At 57.4% G+C, this 21427-nt stretch carries 23 protein-coding genes, 1 pseudogene and 1 other annotated feature; of the genes and pseudogenes, 11 read left to right on the top strand and 13 right to left on the bottom strand.

The features are described from left to right. Positions 1–32: 32 nt before the first annotated feature. The gene (locus tag BSG19_RS23720; RefSeq protein WP_139274816.1) at positions 33–347 is read right to left on the bottom strand and encodes a transposase; all 315 of its coding nucleotides are present in this window, start codon (positions 345–347) and stop codon (positions 33–35) included. Between the two features lie 260 nt (positions 348–607). Here BSG19_RS23720 and BSG19_RS23715 point away from each other — a divergent pair, with 260 nt between their 5' ends. The 3 genes from BSG19_RS23715 (at position 608) to BSG19_RS23705 (ending at position 3843) form a co-directional block, all read left to right on the top strand. Then, complete coding sequence (locus tag BSG19_RS23715) at positions 608–1900, top strand: TadE/TadG family type IV pilus assembly protein (protein WP_092990484.1); 1293 nt, start codon at positions 608–610, stop codon at positions 1898–1900. Positions 1901–2277: 377 nt separating this feature from the next. Then, positions 2278–2646, top strand: a complete 369-nt coding sequence (locus BSG19_RS23710; RefSeq protein ID WP_092990483.1) for an MCP four helix bundle domain-containing protein — start codon at positions 2278–2280, stop codon at positions 2644–2646. Continuing rightward, positions 2615–3843, top strand: a protein-coding gene (locus tag BSG19_RS23705; RefSeq protein ID WP_092990482.1) for an IS3 family transposase whose coding sequence is annotated in 2 segments (ribosomal slippage) — positions 2615–2903 and positions 2903–3843 — 1230 coding nt in all. Because the reading frame shifts where the segments join, the coding sequence is not laid out codon by codon here. The genes BSG19_RS23710 and BSG19_RS23705 overlap by 32 nt, the downstream gene beginning before the upstream one ends. Then, positions 2896–3012, top strand: a sequence feature (AL1L pseudoknot). Its footprint overlaps the gene before it by 117 nt. 92 nt (positions 3844–3935) lie before the next feature. On the opposite strand, the pseudogene BSG19_RS23700 reads toward BSG19_RS23705, so the two are convergent. Together BSG19_RS23700 and BSG19_RS23690 are read right to left on the bottom strand one after the other, a co-directional pair. Next, a pseudogene (locus BSG19_RS23700) lies at positions 3936–4222 on the bottom strand (transposase); the annotation flags it as partial. Between the two features lie 313 nt (positions 4223–4535). Next, positions 4536–5596 (bottom strand): IS630 family transposase gene (locus BSG19_RS23690; protein ID WP_092990481.1). Its coding sequence is split into 2 segments (ribosomal slippage): positions 4536–5093 and positions 5096–5596, totalling 1059 coding nucleotides; the frame shifts between segments, so codons are not numbered across the junction. Positions 5597–5802: 206 nt separating this feature from the next. Here BSG19_RS23690 and BSG19_RS23685 point away from each other — a divergent pair. Then, positions 5803–6909 carry a Fic family protein gene (locus BSG19_RS23685; RefSeq protein ID WP_092990480.1) on the top strand — a complete coding sequence of 369 codons (1107 nt, stop codon included), beginning with the start codon at positions 5803–5805 and terminating at the stop codon, positions 6907–6909. Between the two features lie 373 nt (positions 6910–7282). Here BSG19_RS23685 and BSG19_RS23675 read toward each other — a convergent pair whose 3' ends face one another. Beyond that, complete coding sequence (locus tag BSG19_RS23675; protein WP_092990479.1) at positions 7283–8212, bottom strand: LysR family transcriptional regulator; 930 nt, start codon at positions 8210–8212, stop codon at positions 7283–7285. Positions 8213–8320: 108 nt separating this feature from the next. On the opposite strand from BSG19_RS23675, the gene BSG19_RS23670 reads away from it, so the two are divergent. From BSG19_RS23670 to BSG19_RS23650, 5 genes are all read left to right on the top strand, one after another. Further along, positions 8321–9079, top strand: coding sequence for an SDR family oxidoreductase (locus BSG19_RS23670; protein ID WP_092990522.1), 759 nt, complete (start codon positions 8321–8323; stop codon positions 9077–9079). Between the two features lie 29 nt (positions 9080–9108). Beyond that, entirely contained in the window at positions 9109–9711 is a 603-nt protein-coding gene (locus tag BSG19_RS23665) for an NADPH-dependent F420 reductase (RefSeq protein WP_092990478.1), read from the top strand. A gap of 21 nt (positions 9712–9732) precedes the next feature. Then, complete coding sequence (locus tag BSG19_RS23660) at positions 9733–10122, top strand: limonene-1,2-epoxide hydrolase family protein (protein ID WP_092990477.1); 390 nt, start codon at positions 9733–9735, stop codon at positions 10120–10122. 138 nt (positions 10123–10260) lie between these two features. Next, positions 10261–10665 (top strand): OsmC family protein, encoded by a 405-nt coding sequence (locus BSG19_RS23655; protein WP_092990476.1) that lies wholly within the window; start codon positions 10261–10263, stop codon positions 10663–10665. A 29-nt stretch (positions 10666–10694) separates the two neighbouring features. After that, positions 10695–11072, top strand: a complete 378-nt coding sequence (locus BSG19_RS23650) for a VOC family protein (protein ID WP_092990475.1) — start codon at positions 10695–10697, stop codon at positions 11070–11072. A 70-nt stretch (positions 11073–11142) separates the two neighbouring features. Here BSG19_RS23650 and BSG19_RS23645 read toward each other — a convergent pair whose 3' ends face one another. From BSG19_RS23645 to BSG19_RS23625, 5 genes are all read right to left on the bottom strand, one after another. Beyond that, positions 11143–12306 carry a zinc-dependent alcohol dehydrogenase gene (locus tag BSG19_RS23645; RefSeq protein WP_092990474.1) on the bottom strand — a complete coding sequence of 388 codons (1164 nt, stop codon included), beginning with the start codon at positions 12304–12306 and terminating at the stop codon, positions 11143–11145. 10 nt (positions 12307–12316) lie between these two features. Then, entirely contained in the window at positions 12317–12832 is a 516-nt protein-coding gene (locus BSG19_RS23640) for an SRPBCC family protein (RefSeq protein WP_092990473.1), read from the bottom strand. 94 nt (positions 12833–12926) lie between these two features. After that, positions 12927–14009 carry a hypothetical protein gene (locus tag BSG19_RS23635; RefSeq protein ID WP_092990472.1) on the bottom strand — a complete coding sequence of 361 codons (1083 nt, stop codon included), beginning with the start codon at positions 14007–14009 and terminating at the stop codon, positions 12927–12929. A 78-nt stretch (positions 14010–14087) separates the two neighbouring features. Continuing rightward, on the bottom strand, positions 14088–14672 hold the full coding sequence (locus tag BSG19_RS23630) for a hypothetical protein (protein ID WP_092990471.1): 585 nt from the start codon (positions 14670–14672) through the stop codon (positions 14088–14090). A gap of 14 nt (positions 14673–14686) precedes the next feature. Continuing rightward, on the bottom strand, positions 14687–15862 hold the full coding sequence (locus tag BSG19_RS23625; protein ID WP_092990470.1) for a zinc-dependent alcohol dehydrogenase: 1176 nt from the start codon (positions 15860–15862) through the stop codon (positions 14687–14689). 276 nt (positions 15863–16138) lie between these two features. On the opposite strand from BSG19_RS23625, the gene BSG19_RS23620 reads away from it, so the two are divergent. After that, positions 16139–16399, top strand: a complete 261-nt coding sequence (locus tag BSG19_RS23620; RefSeq protein ID WP_244529408.1) for a hypothetical protein — start codon at positions 16139–16141, stop codon at positions 16397–16399. 138 nt (positions 16400–16537) lie between these two features. Here BSG19_RS23620 and BSG19_RS23615 read toward each other — a convergent pair whose 3' ends face one another. Continuing rightward, entirely contained in the window at positions 16538–17422 is an 885-nt protein-coding gene (locus tag BSG19_RS23615; RefSeq protein WP_244529407.1) for a LysR family transcriptional regulator, read from the bottom strand. Positions 17423–17547: 125 nt separating this feature from the next. Here BSG19_RS23615 and BSG19_RS23610 point away from each other — a divergent pair, with 125 nt between their 5' ends. Next, positions 17548–18504 carry an NmrA/HSCARG family protein gene (locus BSG19_RS23610; protein ID WP_092990468.1) on the top strand — a complete coding sequence of 319 codons (957 nt, stop codon included), beginning with the start codon at positions 17548–17550 and terminating at the stop codon, positions 18502–18504. Between the two features lie 280 nt (positions 18505–18784). Here BSG19_RS23610 and BSG19_RS23605 read toward each other — a convergent pair whose 3' ends face one another. Genes BSG19_RS23605 through BSG19_RS23595 form a run of 3 tightly spaced genes read right to left on the bottom strand, consistent with a single transcriptional unit; the run spans position 18785 to position 20960 of the window. Further along, entirely contained in the window at positions 18785–19942 is a 1158-nt protein-coding gene (locus BSG19_RS23605; protein ID WP_092990467.1) for a glutathionylspermidine synthase family protein, read from the bottom strand. A 1-nt stretch (position 19943) separates the two neighbouring features. Next, positions 19944–20549, bottom strand: coding sequence for a DUF1190 domain-containing protein (locus tag BSG19_RS23600; RefSeq protein ID WP_092990466.1), 606 nt, complete (start codon positions 20547–20549; stop codon positions 19944–19946). A 9-nt stretch (positions 20550–20558) separates the two neighbouring features. After that, positions 20559–20960: a DUF350 domain-containing protein gene (locus BSG19_RS23595; protein WP_092990465.1), complete on the bottom strand. Its 402-nt coding sequence runs from the start codon at positions 20958–20960 to the stop codon at positions 20559–20561. Positions 20961–21427: the final 467 nt, after the last annotated feature.

The raw sequence follows: 21427 nt of genomic DNA, 5'->3' as shown, positions 1-21427 counted from the left end.
ACATCAGCCGGAACCCTCAAACGCCGACCGTTTCATAGCGAGATCTCGATGACCGCTGGCGTCGGTGGCGTGTCAGGTGCCTGGGTAGCGCTCGCCTCCTCGGTGATTTCCACCGGAAGGAACATCGCTGGTCGACCGACGTAGCTGAAGGACTGCCGCCACAAACGGATTTGGCCAGGATGAATATCATGCCGGCGAGCCACATCATTAATGCGAACACCAGGTTGATCCGCTTCTGCCAATATCCTCAGTTTCGCCTCGTCCGACCAACGCCTTCTGCGCTCAGTCCCGGACATGATCTCAATTCGAGCCATGAAACCTTTTTGATCTGGAATTAATGTCAGCACTAATGCTGGTTCTAATGCCAGAACATCGCCTGATTTGGCCGATCAGAGAAATTTGCTCGCCGGACGCTTACCACTCAAATCTCATATCCTGCGTAATGGAAGGCTTCGTGATACGCTCAGTTGTCACCACAAGCAGTGCATATATTTCTTCGCGAACATCGCTGCTGGAATTCGAAGTCCGTAAGCCTAACATTTAATTTACCTCATTTTTAGGGCCTTTTTTTCATCTCCCGACCGTAGGATTGGCGCGGAGGCTGAAAATGAAACAAATCCTATCTGATCGCCGTGGCAACCTAAGCCTGATGACCGCAATTCTTCTCGTTCCCTTGATTGGATCTGCTGGTCTCGCGTTAGACGTAGGGCGGGCTATGCAAGTAAAAGCTCACCTGCAAGCTGCAGCTGACTCAGCCGCTTTGGCCGCGTTATCTGAGCAATCAAAAGGCATCATCCTGGCGAGTGCCACCACACAGGACGGCAGAGCCGTTCTTTCCGAGACCGAAGCTAATTTAATATTCAAACAGAACTCACTGGTTGCGTCCGATGTGAAGATCACAAAGGCAGAGATGACTGTCTCAAAGACCGGCAAGGAAATGACTGCAACCGTATCGTTCGATGCCTCAATAGCGACGTCGTTGATGCGTGTTCTCGGTCAGGAGACGATCGGTGTTAAAGGCACTTCTAAAGCCATTTACCAGATCGCGTCCAAAAAGGACTTCTTCATGGTACTAGATAACTCACCTTCGATGGGCGTTGGAGCGACACAGAAGGATATTGACACCTTGATGGCAAACACGCCGGACAAGTGTGCATTTGCCTGCCACATCGTCTCAGAAAAAGGCGTCGAGGATAAAAACAGCTATTACAACCTCGCCAAGAGGCTTAGCGTAACGACTCGTATTAATGTTGTTGCGAAGGCTGCTGCTGCTCTAATGAAAGAAGCAGGCGCGACACAGCGATTTGCCGGACAGTTTCGTTTTGCGACTTACAGCTTCGGGAAAACCGCTCAAGATAAGAAGATGGCGGTCGTCCAGGAGCTAACGGAAAGCCTATCGACTGCTTCTACAAGTACGTCTGCCGTTGACCTGATGAGCATTCCGTATCAGTCATATAACGATGACCAACAGACACCTTTTGACGATGTTCTGAAAGACGTGAAGAAGGAAATGAACCGTGAGGGCGCCTTCAACGAAGACGATGGAAGAGACTCCGTGGTCTTTTTCGTCTCAGACGGGGTCGCTGACCATGCAAAAGCAACTGCCTGCAAAAAGAAGAAGACAGGTACGCGTTGCATGGAACCAATCGACATCGACTATTGCACAGCGATAAAAGAGGCGGGCGCAACCATAGCAGTGCTCTACACCACATACCTTCCTCTACCGACAAACGGCTTCTACAATTCTTGGATCAAGCCATTTCAGGGTGAGATTGGAAATAGGATGTCGCAATGCGCGACTCCGGGCTATTATTTTGAAGTCAGCCCAACCGGTGGTATTGAAGACGCAATGAAGGCATTGTTTCAGAAGGCAATTGGATCCGCTCGACTGGTGACTTGATACGCGTGCGCGATTATTGTCAGGTTGTTGGGCTGCCACAACCGATTACTGGAACCTGCGGATCACGCCGGTTCGGCAGGATAATTGCAGTTAGCGCAAGACGAGCGGGATTTACTAAATGGCACCGGACGACGGCGCCCTGTGCCGCCACAAGTAGGCATCCCGCTCCAACTTCATGCAAAGCGATCACATATTCCCCCCTTATGGAACCCATCTAAAGGTTTTTGTTCCAGATTTAAATAAGGAATATAAAATTCATAGTAGATCTCGCTAGAAGTTGGTACTGCGGCTTTAATACACCATAAGGGTTTTAAATCCAAATTTATGCAACCGTTATCGCTCATGCGATCACGGATACATCAGTTCTGGAGCATCCTATGCAGCGGCCTAGTATCAAAAAAACACTTGCGTCAATCTTTGCAATTCTGGCCGTGTCGTTCGCCGGCTTCGCTGCGCTGGCTCTATCAGGTCTGAGTCAGCTCGCTGGAAACATGGATTCGATCGCCAGCAACTGGATGCCCAGTATTGAGATCGCAAAAGATCTAGAGACACGAATGGGCGAGCTAAGGATTTCTTATCGGAGCCATATCCTCCGTGACGACGCAGAGGGAAAAGCCGCTGCCGAAGCTGGGATTGTTAAGGCGCTGAGCACCATCGATGGTGAACCGCTCCGGGTTTGCCGGAGGCTCCAACTTCTGAGAAAGTGGAGCCACCATGAGCAAGACAACGGACAAGTTTTCACCTGAAGTCCGCCAACGTGCGATTCGTATGGTGCTGGACCACGAAGCCGAGCACCCTTCGCGGTGGGCTGCTGTTTCATCTATTGCGGGCAAGATCGGTTGCTCGCCAGCCACGCTGCACGAATGGGTCAAGAAGACCGAGGTCGATAGTGGTAAGCGAGCAGGCCTGCCGAGCGATGTCGCCGAGAAGATGAAGGCTCTTGAGCGGGAGAACCGCGAGCTTCGTCAGGCCAACGAGATTCTGCGCAAGGCATCTGCTTATTTTGCGATGGCGGAGCTCGACCGCCCCTTCAAACGATGATCTCGTTCATTGACGAACACCGTGGGGTGTTCGGGGTCGAGCCGATCTGCAGGCTTTTGCCGATTGCCCCGTCAACCTACTTCGAGAACGTCGCCAAGCGTCTGGACGTGGATCGCCTGTCGGTCCGCGCCCGCAGCGATATCGGCCTGAAGATCGAGATACGCCGGGTGTTCAATGAGAACTTCCAGGTCTATGGTGTGCGCAAGGTCTGGCGGCAGTTGCAGCGGGAGGGCTTCGACATCGCCCGCTGTACTGTTGCTCGGCTTATGAGGGCAATGGGGCTGCAGGGCATCATCCGTGGCAAACCGATCCGCACGACGATCAGCGACAAAGCCGCCCCGTGCCCACTCGACCGCGTGAACCGGCAGTTCTTTGCTCCCGCGCCGAACATGCTGTGGTTATCCGATTTCACCTACGTGGCGACTTGGCAGGGCTTCGTCTACGTGGCCTTCGTCATCGATGCTTTTGCACGCCGCATCGTCGGTTGGCGGGCAAGCCGGACCGCCCATGCAGGCTTTGTCCTCGATGCCTTGGACCAGGCGCTTCATGATCGGCGGCCCGTCCATCGCGGTGGGCTCATCCACCATTCCGATAGAGGTGTGCAATACGTCTCCATTCGCTATTCCGAGCGACTGGCGGAAGCGGGCATCGAGCCCTCCGTCGGAAGTGTTGGCGACAGCTACGATAATGCTCTCGCTGAAACGATCAACGGTCTTTACAAGGCGGAGGTCATCCATCGGCGAGGACCATGGCGCAACTTCGAAGCTGTTGAGTTCGCCACACTCGAATGGGTCGACTGGTTCAACAACCGCCGTCTTCTGGAGCCCATAGGCAATATACCGCCAGCCGAAGCCGAGGAGCAGTATTACGCCAGCATGGACGCACCAGCTATGGCCGCATAACTTAAACGAAATGGCCTCCGGCAAACCCGGAGCGGTTCAACTGCTTCCCGGCCATCCCTTGGTCGACAGGCAATGCTTGCATTGCCGTAAGGCTCCCGGCATCGAGATGGCCGCGTCATTTTTTTCCTAAAGCCTCCTTCAGCAGTTCCGCTTGCATGCTCATCTCCGCATACATCTTCTTCAGCCGACGGTTCTCATCCTCCAGAGCCTTCATCTGGCAGATCATCGATGCGTCCATGCCGCCATACTTGGCCCGCCATTTGTAAAATGAGGCCGTGCTCATCCCGTGCTCCCGGCATAGCTCGGGAACTGGAACACCACCTTCTGCCTGGCGCAAGATGGCCAATATCTGCGGTTCGCTAAATCTGCTCGTCTTCATCAAAAATCTCCTCGATCATAAAGCCCGAGAAAATTCTACTTTTGAAGCCCGTTAATTTGCGGGGGGATTACCCGGTAGATGATCAAACTGGCCAGATAGGGCCGTATATTTTCGAACACCCGCCTGGATGCAACTGGAGCGATACGAAGCTCGCAGAATTCCGAAATTTTTCGCTGAAAATGTCGTGATGAAAGGTCGTGTTTGGTCATGCTTATTCCTTTTCGCTCGGCACCAGTGCCGAGGGCGAGCGGAAATAGGGGGCGCCCATTAACAAAATATGTTTAGGGCAAGAGGTTATACCAACCGTCATTGATCAGAACCCTTGCACCCATTTGCGTCGGCCGATCGACATGATGTTCCACGGTCGGTGCTGCAAGGTTCTCCAAGCGTAGCAGCAGTGGTCGACGATATCCTCGTAGGACTTGAAGACGCGGTTTGAGAGCCAGTTGTCCCTCATGAACTGCCAGATGTTTTCGACCGGGTTCAGCTCGGGTGATTTGGGCGGCAGTGGCAGGATGGTGATGTTTTTTGGGACCACGAGATTGTTGGACATATGCCATCCCGCCTGGTCCATGATGAGGACGGCGTGGGCATTGTCCGCGACGTTGCGGGAGATCTCGATCAGGTGCTGGTTCATGGCATGGGTGTCGCACCACGGCATGACGAGTGCCGCCGCCTTGCCCTGTTTGGGGCAGATGGCACCGAAGATATAGGCCGATCGCGTTCGCTGGTCGTGCGGCGCGGACGGCCTTGTTCCCCGTCTGGCCCAGCGACGGGTGATCTTGTTCTTCTGGCCTATCCGAGCTTCATCCTGGAACCAGATTTCGATCACTTTGCCCTTGGCGGGGCCGGTGGCGATTTCTGCCACAGCGGCGGGAAAGTTTTTTTAAATGCTTCGGCCGCCTCCGGATCCTGCGCATGATGTCTTGGGCGAGCAGAGAGCTTGCGATATCCCATGGCCCGCACTTCGCGCCCGAGGGTCTCCTCGCTTACCGAGATGCGGAACTCTTCCCAAATCCATTGAGCAAGATCACAAAGACGCCACCGAACCACACCCTCAAGATAGGGCGTCGGTCCGCGCTCGATGGCTTGCGCCAAGGCCTTTCGCTGTTCGTCGTTCAGCAAAGAAGGCTTGCCGGGAGACTTGCCGTTGATCAGCCCCTCTGGCCCGCGAGCATTGAAGCGCACCACCCAGTCGCGCACGATCTGAACTGTCACGCTGCCAAGCCGGGCGGCATCGGCGCGTGAGCCACCATCGTAGATCGATGCGAGTGAAAGAAGCCGCCGCGCCTGATCGGCATTGCGCGTCTGCCGGGCCAGACGCCGCAACATGGACCCGTCGAAATCCGACCGCAAAGAAAGGGCTGAACCCATCGCAAACCTCCCGTTTGCCCCAGAGATTCAGATTCGCCCGCTTTTAGGAATCCCCACGAGAGTCAAACTTACCGACGATTGGTATTAGCTGTCGATCGCTGCTTCTTGAATGGAGAGAAGCAGATTGTGGTGCTGAGCGATAGACGGGCTTGCAATAGCTCATTTCCAGCAATAATTATGAGCTATAGATAGGGATTCTATAACTCATGAAATGGAACTGGCAAAACACTGACTGGCCAAACTTCAGATACGACACCGCAAGCCTGATATCGTTGGAGCAGAAATTCTTGCAGTCCGCCGGCGAGGTTATCGGTGCTGTTCGACATTTCAACGATGACGACAGCAACCAACTTCGCATTGAGTTGCTGAGCGACGAAGCGGTCAAGACCTCAGAGATTGAGGGGGAATTTCTGGACCGCGTGAGTGTCCAGTCATCACTCCGCCGGCAGTTCGGGCTAAACACTGATGATAGACAGATCCGCCCCCAAGAGCGGGGGATCGCCGAGATGATGGCGGATGTCTATCGAAGTTGGCATAGGCCGCTGTGTCACGAGGGACTGTTCCACTGGCATTCAATGCTGATGGCCGGAAACCGATATATCGAAACGGTTGGTGCTTACCGCACGCATGAAGACGCCATGCAGATTGTATCGGGTCGATTGGGCAAACCCACTATCCACTTCGAGGCTCCCCCATCTCGCCAGGTTGCCGCTGAGATGGAGACCTTCAGCACATGGTTCAATCAATCCGGGCCAGATGGTCAAACGTCGCTTCAAGCTTTGACGCGAGCCGCAGTAGGACACCTTTACTTTGAAAGCATACATCCATTTGAGGATGGCAACGGCCGAATTGGACGCGCGCTCGCCGAGAAATCTCTAGCGCAAAACATAGGGCAGCCAAGCCTCATTTCACTCGCCTTCACAATCGAGAAGCGCCGGAAGGCCTACTATTCAGAGCTTGAGCGGCACCAGCGCACGCTTGATATCACCGACTGGGTCATTTTCTTTTCAGAAACTATCCTGGATGCTCAACAGGCGACGCTTGAGCGCGTAGATTTCTTCATCCAGAAAGCAAAGTTCTATGATCGTTTTCGGGACAAACTGAACGAGCGGCAAGAAAAGGTAGTCGCGCGCATCTTCAAGGAAGGCACGGCTGGCTTCAAGGGAGGTCTAAGTGCCGAAAACTATATCTCGATCACAGATACATCCCGCGCTACAGCAACACGCGACCTTCAGCAACTCGTGGAGATCGGTGCACTGACGCGTACGGGTGAACGTCGGCATACTCGGTACTCACTGTCATTGCAGAAATAATTCGCTACCACTTCAATGAACACCATCAAAGTCATTATCTAGGCGAACGGCTGTTCGAGTCCTTTCAAGGCGACGATGCCCATCCTGACGCCTTCGTAGGGATGAGTTAAACCCATATGGCGTCGCATATGTGCCGGAGAGCCTCGTCGGGATCAAATCGCTTCGAGGAAGGTTGTTCAGCCCCTTGATGACTGGTTGGCCATGTTTCCAGGCTACTACCTGTATTATCCAAGCCGCCGGCAGAACTCACCAGCGTTCAAGGTTGTTTAGACGCGTTGAAGGCCAACCCGGTTTAGGCGTTCGATGCGCACCACCGATGTCGCCACCAATCAGCTTTTTCCGAGAGCGGACCGGACGTGAACAACAACCGCGATCAACCCAAGCTACCCGCGAAGCGCTCCGGATACCGCTCGCGCTGAAACCATTCGACGACGAAGTCGATGAACACGCGTGTCTTTGCAGGAAGCAGGGTCTTGCTGGCGTAGTAGATTGATATTGGCCCGGCATCCACCCACCAGGCGGGGAGCAGGCGCACGAGCTCGCCCCTTTCGAGATGCAGCAGGGCGTCCGGCTTAGCGAGCAGCGTGACCCCTAGCCCCAGGATCGCGGCCGCTCGCATGGCGGCGGGGTCGTTAACGACAATGGTTTCCTTGAGAGAGACGGCATGTTCTTCGCCCGCGGCGTTGCGCATTTGTCTTTGCGTGACGCGGCCGGTGCGCAGCGATCGCATGACGATCCCATCCGTCTCAGCAAGGTCACTCGGAGCAGCCACCCTCGGCCGGCCTTCAAGATAAGTGGGGGAGGCGACCGCAATCAAATGGACAGGTGCCAGCGTCCTGGCGACAACGCCTTGCGCAAGCTCGAAGCCACCACCGATGGCGGCGTCATATCCTTCGGCGATAAGATCCACCTGCCGGTTTTCGAACGTCCATTCGGGCCGTATGAGAGGATATTGCTGTCTGAACTCGGGGAGCATCGGAAGGATGTAGCCCATACCGAAGGTCGGACCCATGCTAACCTTAAGAATGCCGGCCGGTTGCCCATCTGTCTTCGACACCTCCGCGATCGCACCCTGCAGGTTCTCGAGATGATCGCGGATGGAGGTGAGGAACCGTTCGCCGGCCTCCGTGAGTTTGAGGCTGCGGGTGCTGCGATGAAACAACCGAAGTTGCAGGCTGCTTTCGAGTGCCGCGACGTTGCGGCTGACGCCCGCTGGCGTAAGACCGAGCCGCCGCGCCGCAGCCGAGAAGCTGCCGAGTTCGGCACTTCGCACGAATGACTCCAAGTTCGCCAGGCTTTCCATCGTCTCCACCTTCAACAATCGCTTGAAACGGATAGTGTCGATTGACGGCTAATCAAAGAAAATTCTTTGAGCCATCTTCACGTCATCGAACAAAAGGAATTGAAGATGATGACCCAGACACATCAACCACTCACTGGCAAAGTCGCGCTTGTCACCGGCGGCTCGCGCGGTATCGGCGCCGCAATCGTCCGGCGCCTCGCTCGTGACGGCGCGGATGTCGTATTTAGCTACGCCGCTTCGGCCAATCGTGCCGATGATCTCGTTAAGGAAATCGAAGGCACCGGCCGTCGCGGGCTCGCTGTCAAGGCGGATCAGGCTATTCCGGCCGAGGTCGCGGCACTGGTCCGCGCGGCCCATAATGCTTTTGGCAGGCTTGATATCCTGGTCAACTCTGCCGGTGTTTTCGTCACCGGCATGGTCGATGACACCCAGGCGGACGTGGCCGCGTTTGACCGTCAGATCGACGTCAACGTAAAAGGCGTCGCCGCCGCTGTACGTGCCGCGGTACCGCTGATGACCGATGGCGGCCGGATCGTTTCGATCGGCACCACAGGCGCTGTGCACGTTCCCTTTGCCGGTGCCGCGGATTACGTTGCCACCAAAGCTGCGGTCGCTGCCTATACTCGTGGATGGTCTCGCGACCTTGGCCCACGGAACATCACCGTCAACATCGTCCAGCCTGGTGCGATCAACACCGACATGAACCCACAGGACGGTCCGTTCGCCGAAAGCTTGAACAAGCTTGCTGCGCTTGGCCGCTACGGACAGCCGGAAGATATTGCTGCCGCCGTCGCCTTCCTCGCAGGACCGGACGCCGGGTACATCACCGGCGCCACGCTCAACGTTGACGGCGGCCAGTCTGCTTGACCCTTGCCTAAACCAACAGGAGAAACGACATGACCACCATTGGCATCATCGGCGCTGGAAACATTGGCGCTGCATTTGCAAGGATCCTCGCTCGTAACGGAATTGCGGCGACCATCGCCAACAGCCGTGGGGCGGCAACGCTTGCAAGCTTGGCACAGGAGCTTGCTCCTCATATCACAGCCGGCACCATTGAAGCAGCGGCACAAGCCGATATCGTTTTAATTGCCGTTCCGTGGTCGAAGCTCCCTTCAGCTCTTGCCGGCCTGCCGAACTGGAATGGTCGTATCGTTATCGACGCGAACAATCCAATTGAGGCGCCGCTCTTCAAGCCTGCGGACCTGAATGGACGGCTCTCGACTGAGATCGTCGCCGGTCTGGTGCCGGGTGCGCGAGTGGTGAAGGCATTCAATCATCTTCTCGCTGCCCTTCTGACCAAAGACCCAAATGCCGAAGGTGGGGAACGTGTCCTCTTCTACTCGGGAGACGACGAGAGCGCGAAAGCAGAGGTTGCCGCCCTGATTACACAGCTCGGTTTTGCCGGCGTCGATCTTGGACCGATCTCGGTTGGCGGCAAGCTCACGCAGTTCCCTGGCGGATCCCTGCCGGCCATCAATTTCGTCAAGTTCGCTTAGATAGTCGCTGGAGAAACAATCATGTCCACAGATCCCATCGCGATCGCCACCACTTTCTTCGACTATTGGACGGCAAATCGCATAGAGGACGCCCTTGCGATGCTGTCGGATGACGTCCTCTACGACAACGTGCCGCTGCCCAACATCTCGGGCCGAGACAATGTGCGGAAGTTCCACCAGGACTTTGGAGTTGGAACGGCGTTCAAGGTTGACTGGACCGTGACCCACATCGCCGCATCAGGAAACGTCGTGCTCAACGAGCGCATCGATATCTTCACCCATAAAAGCGGCGCGACAATCACACTTCCGGTTATGGGAACGGTCATTGTGGAGAAGGGTGTGATCACCGTCTGGCGTGACTATTTCGATCTTGCCGACTTCGAGAGGCAGGTTTCCGTCATCAAGCGGTAAGAAGCTTTCGATAGCCGTCATGATGTTCCGCTTGAGCACGAACATATCATGCCTTCTGAGAAGGGTTTGATTTTGCGGTTGACATGATCCGCAGACCCGGGGACCGTTCAGTGAAGCTCATACGGACGGGGTGAAGGCATGGTTCAGTCGATCGTTGAATTGCGCAATATCGCAGGTACGGAAGCAGCAGTAGGTTGGGCTGGAGGCCACACGATCGTGGTCGATAGACCGGGAGGAACAGCCGGTGGATTGGGGCTGGGCTTCAACGGCGGGCAGTTGCTCGCTTTGGCTATCGGAGGCTGCTACTGCAATGACCTCCGTTATGTTGCCCATGATCTCGGCGTCGAGATCGGAGAAATAGCCGTGACGATACAGCTGGAACTGGACGGTGCGCCTCTTGTCGCCACCAACGCCGTCCTATCCGCGCGATGCACGACGCTGGATGGCTCCGACCCAAAGATTTTGATCGATCGCGCATGGTCCATTTGCACGGTAGCAAACTCGCTCACTCGTGGCGTTCCGACGACGTTGGAGGTGGTCTGATTGCTGCGCATCTTAAAGGAGATACGAACATGTTCACTCATATCATGATCGGCAGCAACGACCTGGAGCGGTCGAGAGACTTCTACGACGCCACGTTTGCTGCACTGGGTGGCAAGCCCGGCAAGATGGATGCGAGAGGCAGGCTGATCTATGTCCACGAGGGCGGTCGGCTGATGATCACGAAACCCATCGACGGAGGGCCGGCGACCGTGGCTAACGGTGGAACGATCGGCATTGGAGCTGCCAGCGCCGATCATGTTCTGGCTTGGCACGAAGCCGGTACCATGCACGGCGGCAAAGCGATCGAGAGCCCGCCCGCCGCGCGTTCTAACGGCTCCTTCGTCGCATATCTTCGTGATCCGGACGGACATAAACTCACCGCCAGAACGCAGCCGACGGCGGGATGAACTCTGCGACCGGAGCGTCGGCGATCTTCCTGTCCGACTGGCGACATGGAAGTGTGCTCCATATGCGGTGTCAAGGCATGAAGACGGCACGAAGGCAGCCATCCTCCTTGTGCTTGAACATGTCGTAGCCTTTGGGACTATCCTCCAGCGAGAAACGATGGGTGGCCAGGGCGGCTGGCGTCAACTCGCCGCGCTGTGTGTATTCAAGTAGCCGGGTCACGTAAGCCTGGCCATGCTGCTGCGCCGTCCTGACAGTGACACCCTTGTTCATCAGCACGCCCAACGGGAACTTATCCATCAGCCCATAGACGCCAAGAATTGCAAGCGTGCCGCCTTTGCGAACGGCCAGAACGGCCTGGCGGAGTGCCGCTCCCCGGTCGGTTCCCATATAAAGCGCCTGTTTCACTCGATCGTAAGCCTGTTGGAGCCCAGTGCCACCCGCCTCCATTCCAACGGCGTCGATGCATGCATCCGGGCCACGTCCGCCGGTCAGCTCTTTCAAAGCCTCAACGACATCGACTTTCGTGTAGTCGAGCGTGATGGCCCCGAACGCCTCTGCCTGCGCGAGGCGCTCCGGATATCGGTCGATTGCGATCACACGCTCAGCGCCGAGGATCATGGCACTTTGCTGCGCCATGAGGCCGACCCCGCCGCAGCCCCAAACCGCGATGACGTCACCTCTCTGGATGTTGCAGAAGTCAGCGCCCATGAACCCAGTGGGTGCGGCGTCAGAAATGAACAAGGCGTCCTCGTCAGAGACGCCTTCGGGAACTTTGAAGCAATCGGTATCTGCAAACGGCACCCTCACATATTGGGCATGCGCCCCGGCATAGCCGCCAAAGGCATGCGAGTAGGCGTAGATGCCGGCTGTCGGATACCCCAACAACGGCTCCGGCAGTTCGGGCTTCGGGTGGCTCGTATCGCACAGCGAATAAAGATCATGCTGGCAATACCAGCATTTACCGCAGGAAATGAACGAGGGCACCACGACACGGTCACCCTTCTTCACCTTTGTGACCTCTCGGCCGACATCGACAATCTCGCCCATGAACTCATGACCCAGTACGTCGCCGGCGCGCATGGTGGGGATCAGGCCGTCGATCAGGTGCAGATCCGAGCCGCAGGTGGTAGAAAGCCGAACGTTCAGGATCACGTCGTGCGGATTGATTATTTCGGGGTCAGCGACAGTCTCAACGCGAAGATCGTTGACGCCGTTCCAGCAGAGTGCACGCATCAGAATACTCCTATCGGTCAGTGCTGCCGGATCTAGCAGCAGGTTGCGGATTTGTTGTCGGTATCTCGCCCGTGACGGCCAAAGCTCGGAACCTGTAGAGCGCCTTGAGGACGATCTCCCGAGGAACGACATGGAACAGCTTGCTGACTGCCTCACCAACGACGCCCCCCGGGGGGTCGAACTTCACCTCCAGATGCAGCTCGGTGCCCCGATCGCCCGGCGCCGGGTGGAAGGTTACCGAGCCCACATTTGGCACGTCGGCTCCATCGAGACTCGACCAGCGGATCTCATTGGCGCCGACTTCAGCCGTCTCGGTGCGCCAGCGATATTCACCGCCCGCTGGACCATGGGCGACCCAATCGAGGGTGCGATCAGCAACCGGGGTCAGGTCAGCAAAGTCAGCCCAGATAAGGGCCTGAATGTCGGGGCGCTGCCATAAGGTCCTAAGCTCTTCTGCAGGCATGCCAATCGTGACATACGCTCGGGCAGCCGCGTCCAGCTGTGTCTCATGTTCAACGGCGTTCATAGTGACTTCCTTGTGCTAAAGCGATGTCTTCGGTCGAGCGCGTTCGAGACGACCATCATGATCGTCGTCTTGGCTCATCAGTTTCGAGTCTTCTCTAATTAAGCCCTTCATCCGCTGCACTGCGGCTGTCGATTTCGCTCATTCGGTAGCCAAGTGTCGGCGCAACGCGGCGAACGAGCGGTTCCCATCGGCTCCGTTGCGCAGCGTAGCTTTCTGCATGCGACTGCGTCTGGATGCCCGCGTTGCGCAGCACATCTGACGCGACGGCATAGCTCCTCTTGTGATGTTCGACAGGCACCGCACTGGAATGACCCGCATCAGTCGTCGGGAAGTTCCGATCCACTGTATCGAGTAGCAATCTTGCGCAGTCGCGCAGTGAACTGACGGGTCCCGACCCGATGAGTGCGCCATACTTCTGACGATCAAATGTCGTCTCGATCAGGGTGGTGAGATCAAGCAATATGAAGCTCATCCGCGACACGGAGTAGAGCGGCTCCCTGAAGCGGAAGTAGAACAGCAACGGATAGAAATGGTGCGCTTCCTTGGTCATGGCCAACGATCGCGCAAGATTGCTGAGTTCGCTCGTGGCATTGCTGAAATCCCCATCAGGGCCAAGCCGGGCCAGCATTTGAGCCGCATCTCCCGTGCCGCCGGTCATAAGATCGACAGTGAGCGCCAGAGCGTTACGGTCACGCAGAGCAGAATAGACCTGCACGAGATAGCTGAGTACCAGCGACAGGACCGATGCTCCGACCAGCGAATTAAAAAGGAAAAGCATACGGGTGCCGGACGTGTACGGCGAATAATCGCCGCCTCCGACGATCGAGAGGCTATTGCCGGCCACCAGCAGAGCGGTCACGAAATCCGTCGATGCGCCGCCGCTGCTCGGCCGGATCGCGGTCCCCAGTTCAGGGTGAATGATCAGTGCAGCCCCAGTCGTCAATCCAAGCGCCCAGAACCCAATGAGCGCGACGACAATCAGGGGGCCGGCAAACGACAAGGCTATCGAGCGGCGGGAGCCGAACAGGCCGGCCACGCTACCGATTGATGCCCAGACAAGGCGGTTCCAGCGCGGGGCGAGCAATCCGGTACCAGCGCGCGCGTAAAGAACGGTGAGGAAAATGTCGGCCAGGAAGAGCACCATCAGCCCCGCCCCGACGATTTGTTCGACAGTCATGATTGCTGTCTCTCACGGTTTCCGGAACAGGGACGGGCAGGGCTATTCGGCTCCCACCTTCCTGCAACGGATATTTCATCAATGACCAGTTCCGGCTGGCCTTCTGGATTTGTCGTTTGCTTCCTTCGGCGTTGATCGTAAATCCGCCAGCTGTTTTCGAGCTGCCCGGCGGGATGCTTCGACGCCCTTTGGAAAGCCGCTGCGGTCACCGTAGCTGCGCCGCTGGCCTTGGTGGCGCGTGTGGCGGACCGTACTTGCGCCGGTGGCAATGATGTCGAGAAGGGTAATGCCCGCCACCATCGCAAACGCAAGGGCAGCATTTCCGCGCTTGGGATTGTCGGGGCGCATGGCCGTGGCCAGGGTCGCAATGTCGAGCGCATCCCCGGCGATCCGGCTCATAAGCCCCGCCTGTTTGTCCACCGACAGCGTCATGAAACCAGAGGTGATTTCCCGCAATCCGAAGGCACGAACGAGATTTTCCTTGCCATGCATGCCAAGCGCGCTCGTGATCTTGCCTGCTGCGAGCAACTCCGCAAGACCGAGACCGATGCTGAACCAGCCAAGATTGCGAGCCAACCGGTCGGATGAGCCAAGCGAGCTCGGGCCCGACCGCAGCACTTTCGGATCACCGCCCGAACGGGCCATATTGCTGAGAAAAGACATGTTCAAATCCTCCTTCAAGGCTTCAGAACAACCTTGATGCAGCTGTCCTGCTTGTCGCGGAATACCTTGTACATCTCCGGACCCTCTTCGAGCCCGACGGTGTGGGTGATGACAAAGGACGGGTCGATCTGGCCGTCCTCGATGCGGCGCAACAGATCGTCGGTCCAGCGCTTCACATGGGTCTGACCCATACGGAAGGAGAGGCCCTTGTTCATGGCCATGCCCATCGGGATCTTGTCGACGAGACCGCTATAGACACCAGGGATGGAGATGATGCCGCCCGGGCGGCAGACATAGATCATCTCGCGCAGCACATGCGGACGGTCGTTCTCCAGCATCACCACCTGCTTGGCGCGGTCCAGCAGCGTGTCCGGCTGACCCATCGACACATGGCTTTCGAGCCCGACGGCATCGATGCATTTTTCCGGTCCCTTGCCGCCGGTCAGCTCGTTCAGCCGCTCGATGACGCTTTCATCCTCGAAGTTGATGGTGATGGCACCGCCAGCCTCCGCCATGGAAAGACGTTCGGGGATGCAGTCGATCGCGACCACCTGCTTGGCGCCCAGAAGCACGGCACTGCGGATCGTCATCTGGCCGACCGGGCCGCAACCCCAAACCACCACCGTGTCGGTGGGCTCGATGTCGCACTGGGCGGCCGCCTGCCAGCCTGTCGGAAAGATGTCGCCGAGGAAAAGCACCTGTTCATCCGTGAGGCTGTCCGGAACCTTGATATGTGTCTTGTCTGCGAACGGCACCCTCAGATACTCGGCCTGTCCGCCGGGATAACCGCCGGTCAGATGCGTGTAGCCGAACAGGCCGGCGGTGGTATGGCCAAACGCCTTGTCGGCGAGTTCCTTCTTCCGGTTCGTCCGCTCGCAGACGGAGAAATTCCCGCGCTTGCACTGGTCGCATTCACCGCAGTTGATGGTGAAGGGGACCACGATCCGGTCGCCTTTCTTCAAGCTAGCGCTTGCCTCCGCGCCGGTTTCGACCACTTCGCCCATCATTTCATGCCCCATGATGTCGCCTGGCATCATGGCCGGAATGAAATTGTGGAACAGGTGAAGATCCGAGCCGCAGATCGCGCAACTCGTGACCTTGATGATCGCATCACGCGGATGCTCGATTTCCGGGTCCGATACAGTGTCGCACCGGATGTCTTCCTTGCCGTGCCAAACGAGAGCGCGCATAGGTTTCTCCTGTCTGCGTTGATCGTTCAACCAGTGAGGAGGCCTCTGAACGCGCAAGAACTGAAGGTAGGCCACCTACCGATGCCCGCGCGAACCAGCACCGGGCGCGATGGTTCCCCGTTTCGAGCGAGTTTTTCCAAGGCGTGATGTTGACTGATGGGGCGACACGCAGTCCCGTTGCCCTCCGGCCGATCTTTCAACGCGGGGTAAATGCAGTGAGGCACGGATCCCGAAGTTCGGGAGGAAGTTCGGCATCGAATTCTGGAAAAGGAGGACATGATGTCATTCGATGCTCCCAGCGTTTCGCGCCTCGCCGTTGCAGCCGCCATTATCTCGCTCGCACATCCCGCAAGCGCTCAGACCCTCGACGAGCTGACGAACAAAGCCAAGGAAGTGGTTGCCCCGATTACAGGCCAGACCGACGATCGCCTGCAGAAGGTTGCGACCTTCGACCATCAAGTAAGTGGCGTCACGGTATCGGACTTCGAAAACCAAGCAGTTGAACTAACTCAAGGTTGCAAAGGTAATCTCGTGTAGAGTGTTCGATACCGTTCAAGAGCCGAAAGTCTAGGAGACGTGGCCGCCGCTCCCGATGTATCAAGCCTCTGCAGCGGTCCAGTTTGGGCCAGCAAATACTCAAACTGTGAACCGAAGCCGTCCAGCCTGCCTTCCCTTCTAACCGGCAGTCAGACCATGAACGAGTTCGCGAACCCAGCGGTGGCCCTGATGTCCTTGGCTGCGCTCATGCCATATCAGAGCCACCTCGAAACTTTCCGACAGCCACGGAACTTCAATAACGTCGAGTGGAGGCCCGGCGGTCCGCAGTAGCCGTCGCGGTACCAGGGCGACGAGGTCGCTGGACGCAACCATTCCGGGAACGATCAAGAAGGAGGCCGCCGAGGGAGCCACCCTTCGCTGGCAGCCCTGTGCTGCCAGTAAGGCATCGACCGGCGTGGAGAAGCTTCCGCCTGAAGGGGAGACGATCACCTGTTCGAGGCCGGCGAAACCTTCCACCGTCCGCGCGTCCTTGATGCGTGGATGCCCTTTCCGGCCAACGAGAACATAGTTCTCCTCGAACAGGTGCTGGGTGCGAAGGTCCTGATTAAGTGGATCAGGAGTGGCGATGGCGAAATCGACGTCGCCGTCTGCAAGTTGCCGGGCCAATGTCGGTGGGTTCAGGCGATGAACCGCGACGCGTATCTTGGGAGCTTGTTTGCGCAAAGCCAAGATCACCGGGATTGCCACAGTGGCCTCGACATAATCCGTGCAGGCGATGGCCACCTTCAGCTCTGCGGTTTCCGGGGCAAAGCTGTCATGGCTTTGGAGCATCTTGCGGAACTGGTCCAGCGAGGCCCGCAGTGGTTCCAGCAGCTCGAGCGCCTTCGCTGTCGGTATCATGCGTCGGTGGGTAGGAACCAGCAGCGGGTCCTCGAACAGGTCGCGTAGCCGATTCAACTGGGCGCTGAGGGCTGGCTGGCTCAGGCCAAGCCGAGAGGCCGCCTTCGTGACGTTCCGCTCTGCTAGAAGAACCTCCAGGCTGACAAGGAGATTAAGGTCCATTCGTGAAGTATCCATCCTTTGGATGGTAGCACCAAAAGGAATCGATTTCACAGATACGTTACGAGCTGCGATGACCGTTTTCGCAAGGAGCGTCAAAGAGGCTCCAACAGGTGATGGAGATCCACATGTCGTTCGAAAATAAACCCTTGGTTGCGGTGGCTGGCAGCCTGAGCAAGCAGGGCCGTAGCGTCGCCCAGTCGCTGTTGCAGAGCGGGCGCTACCGCGTGCGCGCCCTTACGGGTCGTACCGGTTCCACCGAGGCGCTTCGACTGGCGGAACAGGGCGCCGAGCTTGTCCAGGTACCGCTCGCGCTCAACCACGGGCAGGATCTCGTCAATGCGTTCAAAGGCGCGGAAATGGCTTTCCTCATGACCCCAGGTGTCGTCCCGCCAGCGGGCTACGAGTTCGCCATCGGGAAGGAACTTGCAGACGCCTGCGTGGAGGCAGGCGTTGGCCACGTCGTCTTCAGCTCGCTGGAGAATGTCGACAGCATCACAGGTGGAAAGAAATTCGCGCCGCACTTCACGGACAAGGCGAGGGTGGAGGCATACATCCGCGAGCTTCCGATCCGAAGCTCGTTCATTCAGCTCGCATTCTTCTACACTAACTTGCTCGAATACTATGTTCCGCGGAAGGACGGCGACGCGCTGGTTTTTCCGGGCTACCTGCCCGAGCCTTTTCAAGCTCCGTTTGTCGATCCGCTGACGGCCACCGGACCCGCGGTCTTGGAGATCTTGGATCACCCGGACGCCTATGCCGGTCATACACTGCCCGTCATAGGCGACGTCCTCTCCCCAGCCGAGATGATCGAGACATTCACCCGCGTCACCGGGAGGAAGGCCGTCTACGCCTCCGCCTATCGCTCCAAGGAACTGATCAACCACTTTCCCGAGTTTGCGGAGAACGAGGAGCTCGTCCGCGAGGTCATCGGGATGGCGGAATATGCGGTAGAGCACGGTTATTTCCGCAAGGACCGGGATCTCGAATGGAGCCGACGGATCAACCCGGCGAGCCTGAGTTGGGAGCAGTTCCTCAGAACGACGAACTGGGACGGCGATCGAAAAGCGTTTGGCATCGCCTAGCCGCGAAGGAGCGGCGGCGACGGTATCCGGCTGTCCGTCATTCTTGCTCGTCGTTTCCTGCCGACGTCTTTGAACCTCAGCGGGTCGCCGGTTCATCTCCCATCAAGGCGTAGGTCGTTAGCCTGCTGGCGGTCCTCTTTTCCGTTGGCGCGTAACTTTCAATAACCGTAATCTTCGTAAGTCCTCGCTACTTGATATTTGGGTATTTAGAAGCGTGGTGATCCCGAAGATTTCACCTGGGGCAGGACACTTCGAAATCGAGAAATTCGACAGGACGGGATCAATCCAGAATGACGTGTGGCACGAACCGCGATAGGTTGGCCGTAATGCGTGACGTGTCTTCACGCATGCCGAGCGCGCAGGCGCGGTCGCCGACGACCCAGCTTCCAAGAACCGCGTATCCGGTATCGCTTCGAAACAAGGGCGCATATGCCTGAAGAACGAAACCTTCGGCGCCGTAATCGCCGGGTGCGGCCAGCATCTCCCGCCCACGCTCGAAAATCGTCACATTCTCTCCCTCGCGCGACAGCAGCGGCTTTCTAACATAATCGGTTAGGGCAGCGGCGGCAGGATCGTCCAGAAAGTAGCTGGCAAGCAAGTTCGGATGGCCGGGATGCCGGTTCCAGAGCAGGGGCAGCAGGCCTTTGTTCGACAGGACGGATTTCCAAGCAGGCTCCACGAACACTTGTCCTGCAGACGAAAGCCTGTCAGCGAAGGGCTCTCGCAACAGAAACTCCCAAGGGTAGAGCTTGAAACAACGCTCGATGATCCGACCGTCAAGATCGGCAAAACGTCCGCCTTCGTCGATACCAATATCTGCCATATCCAATAGGGCAACGCGGTGGCCGGCCTGTATCGCGCAATTCATAAGATAAACCGTCGTGCCGCGATCCTCGTCGTTCTCCGTCACTGCGGCGAAGTGAAAGATCGGCTCTTCCGGGAATTGACGGAATGCGTCGATCAGCGTTTCCTGCAGCAGGTTGTATTGATCGGCATTGCTCGGCAGGTGTCCGAGCGCGATCATGTCGGTCAGCCATTCGTACTGGAAATAGGCTGTCTCGAACACGGACGTCGGTGTATCCGCGTTGTATTCCAGCAGCTTGGCGGGTCCAGTTCCGTCATAGGCAAGATCGAAGCGACCATAGAGATGCCGGTCGCCGCGCTCCCAGGAATGACGCACAAGATCATGGTGGTCCTGCGGAATGGCAAGTCGCTCAAGTATTTCCTCGTTTCCGACGATGTCGCCGACGAGATCCATGCACATGTCGTGCAATTCCTGGCTCGGCTCCTCAATTGAGGTCTCGATCTCCTCCAGCGTGAAAGTATAGGCTGCATCGTCGAGCCAGTATGGCTCACCATACATCTCGTGGAAGCCAAAGCCGACCTCGTTTGCCTTGTCCCGCCAGCCTGGGCGCTCTCGAAGCGTGATCCGCTGCATCTCAGCCACCACCACGCATGTGCGTCCCGAAGCCGCGCCGGCTGACGACCTTGACCGGATTGATGCTATGCTGTCCGCGCTCAAGCGTCGTCATGCCCTGACGGTCGCCGCGCATGCTGCTCGGGATCACCCTGTCGCCGTTCCGCTTCTGGTAGACTGCACTCGACCCGAATGCTCCGCCTGCCGAACCCCCAGCGTTATCCTCTTCTTCTTGTCGGCGCCGTCGATCTGCCTGATAATCGTTGATGTTCGTGAATGCGGAAGAGAGCAGGTAGCCTGACATAATCGGAACGAAGATGCCGCTATGTGTGCCGAAGGCCGTTGGGGTTCCTGCGGGTCTCTCGACACACTTCTTTTCGCCGAACTCGCCTTCGCACTGCGCAAGGCTGGAGAACTGCGGTGCCTTGGTTAGATTCGAGTGTACTGCATCCTGATAGCCCGCTTGGCAGACGAGCCTGTCCATGCCGGAGGCGATGCACTGTTCGGGTGTTGAGAAGATCAGGTCCGGGGTCGTGTCGCGACTGCACTGCGAGAGAAGGAAAGCAGAGGCTGCGATGGAGCCGAGGGCGAGAATGGGTTGATGTTTTTTCGCGAGATATTTGCGCATCACCAGCCCCTAGTATGTCATGCACGCAGCGTTGAGGATACCGATGATCAGCGCCAAGCCACCGCCCCAAAGACCCGCTGCTACGTTTCCTGCGGTGATTTTCTCATGCAGGCCGGTCATCGTGGCGTTGGCGATGAAGTAGGCGAGAACCTGCACAAGAATGCCCACAAAGGCCCAGACTGCATAGTCGAGAATACTCACGGAATTGGCGGCCGCCGAGGCGAGCGGCAGGCTGAACCCAACGAGCGCACCAAGAAAGGCTGTGACCGCGGCAAGGTTTCCCTCGCGAATGAGTTGCGCCTCGCGCTGCGGCGTCAGGCGCGTGTAGACGAGCGTGAAGATGCCGAAGGCAGCAAGGCCGACGACGAAGTAGCTCAGGAATGCCGGAAGGCCTGCAAGAGAGTTGATCATGCTCAGATCCCTGACACTCGTTCCGTTGCATTTGCCCGAGGTCCATTCTTTAGCTTTAACGAGGTCGAGCTAGCCGTGTAAAGGGCGTTCCGTCGGGTAGCCTTGGGATAGCGAGCACAACTGTTCGATGCAGCTTGACGGCTGCGGCAGCGCTGAGGCGCCATCGCATCTTTCACCGATGGAAACTAACCTAGAACGGTACGGTCCATGTATCATGCTGTCGCCGAGGGAGGTGTAAGGCTGAAACGGCGAGCGCAAAGCCCAAGCATCATCTACGCGGTTTTCAAGGGCCCGCCGCTTTGCGCAGCACCTCGCTCATTTGTGCGCGCCAATCCTCACTCCTGCTCCTGAACACCTCAAAAACACATGCGTCGTAAGCGCGAATTTCTCCGCACCTTCTGTAGTTGAGTGAGCTTTGGCATGAGGTGTCCACTTAAAAAAGGTGGACACCAAGTATGGGTGAAGGT

The organism is Rhizobium sp. NFR03, assembly GCF_900111275.1.
Classification (GTDB): Bacteria; Pseudomonadota; Alphaproteobacteria; order Rhizobiales; family Rhizobiaceae; genus Ferranicluibacter.
Note: the sequence above shows the minus strand (reverse complement) of the source record. Positions and strands in the feature narration are given on the sequence as shown.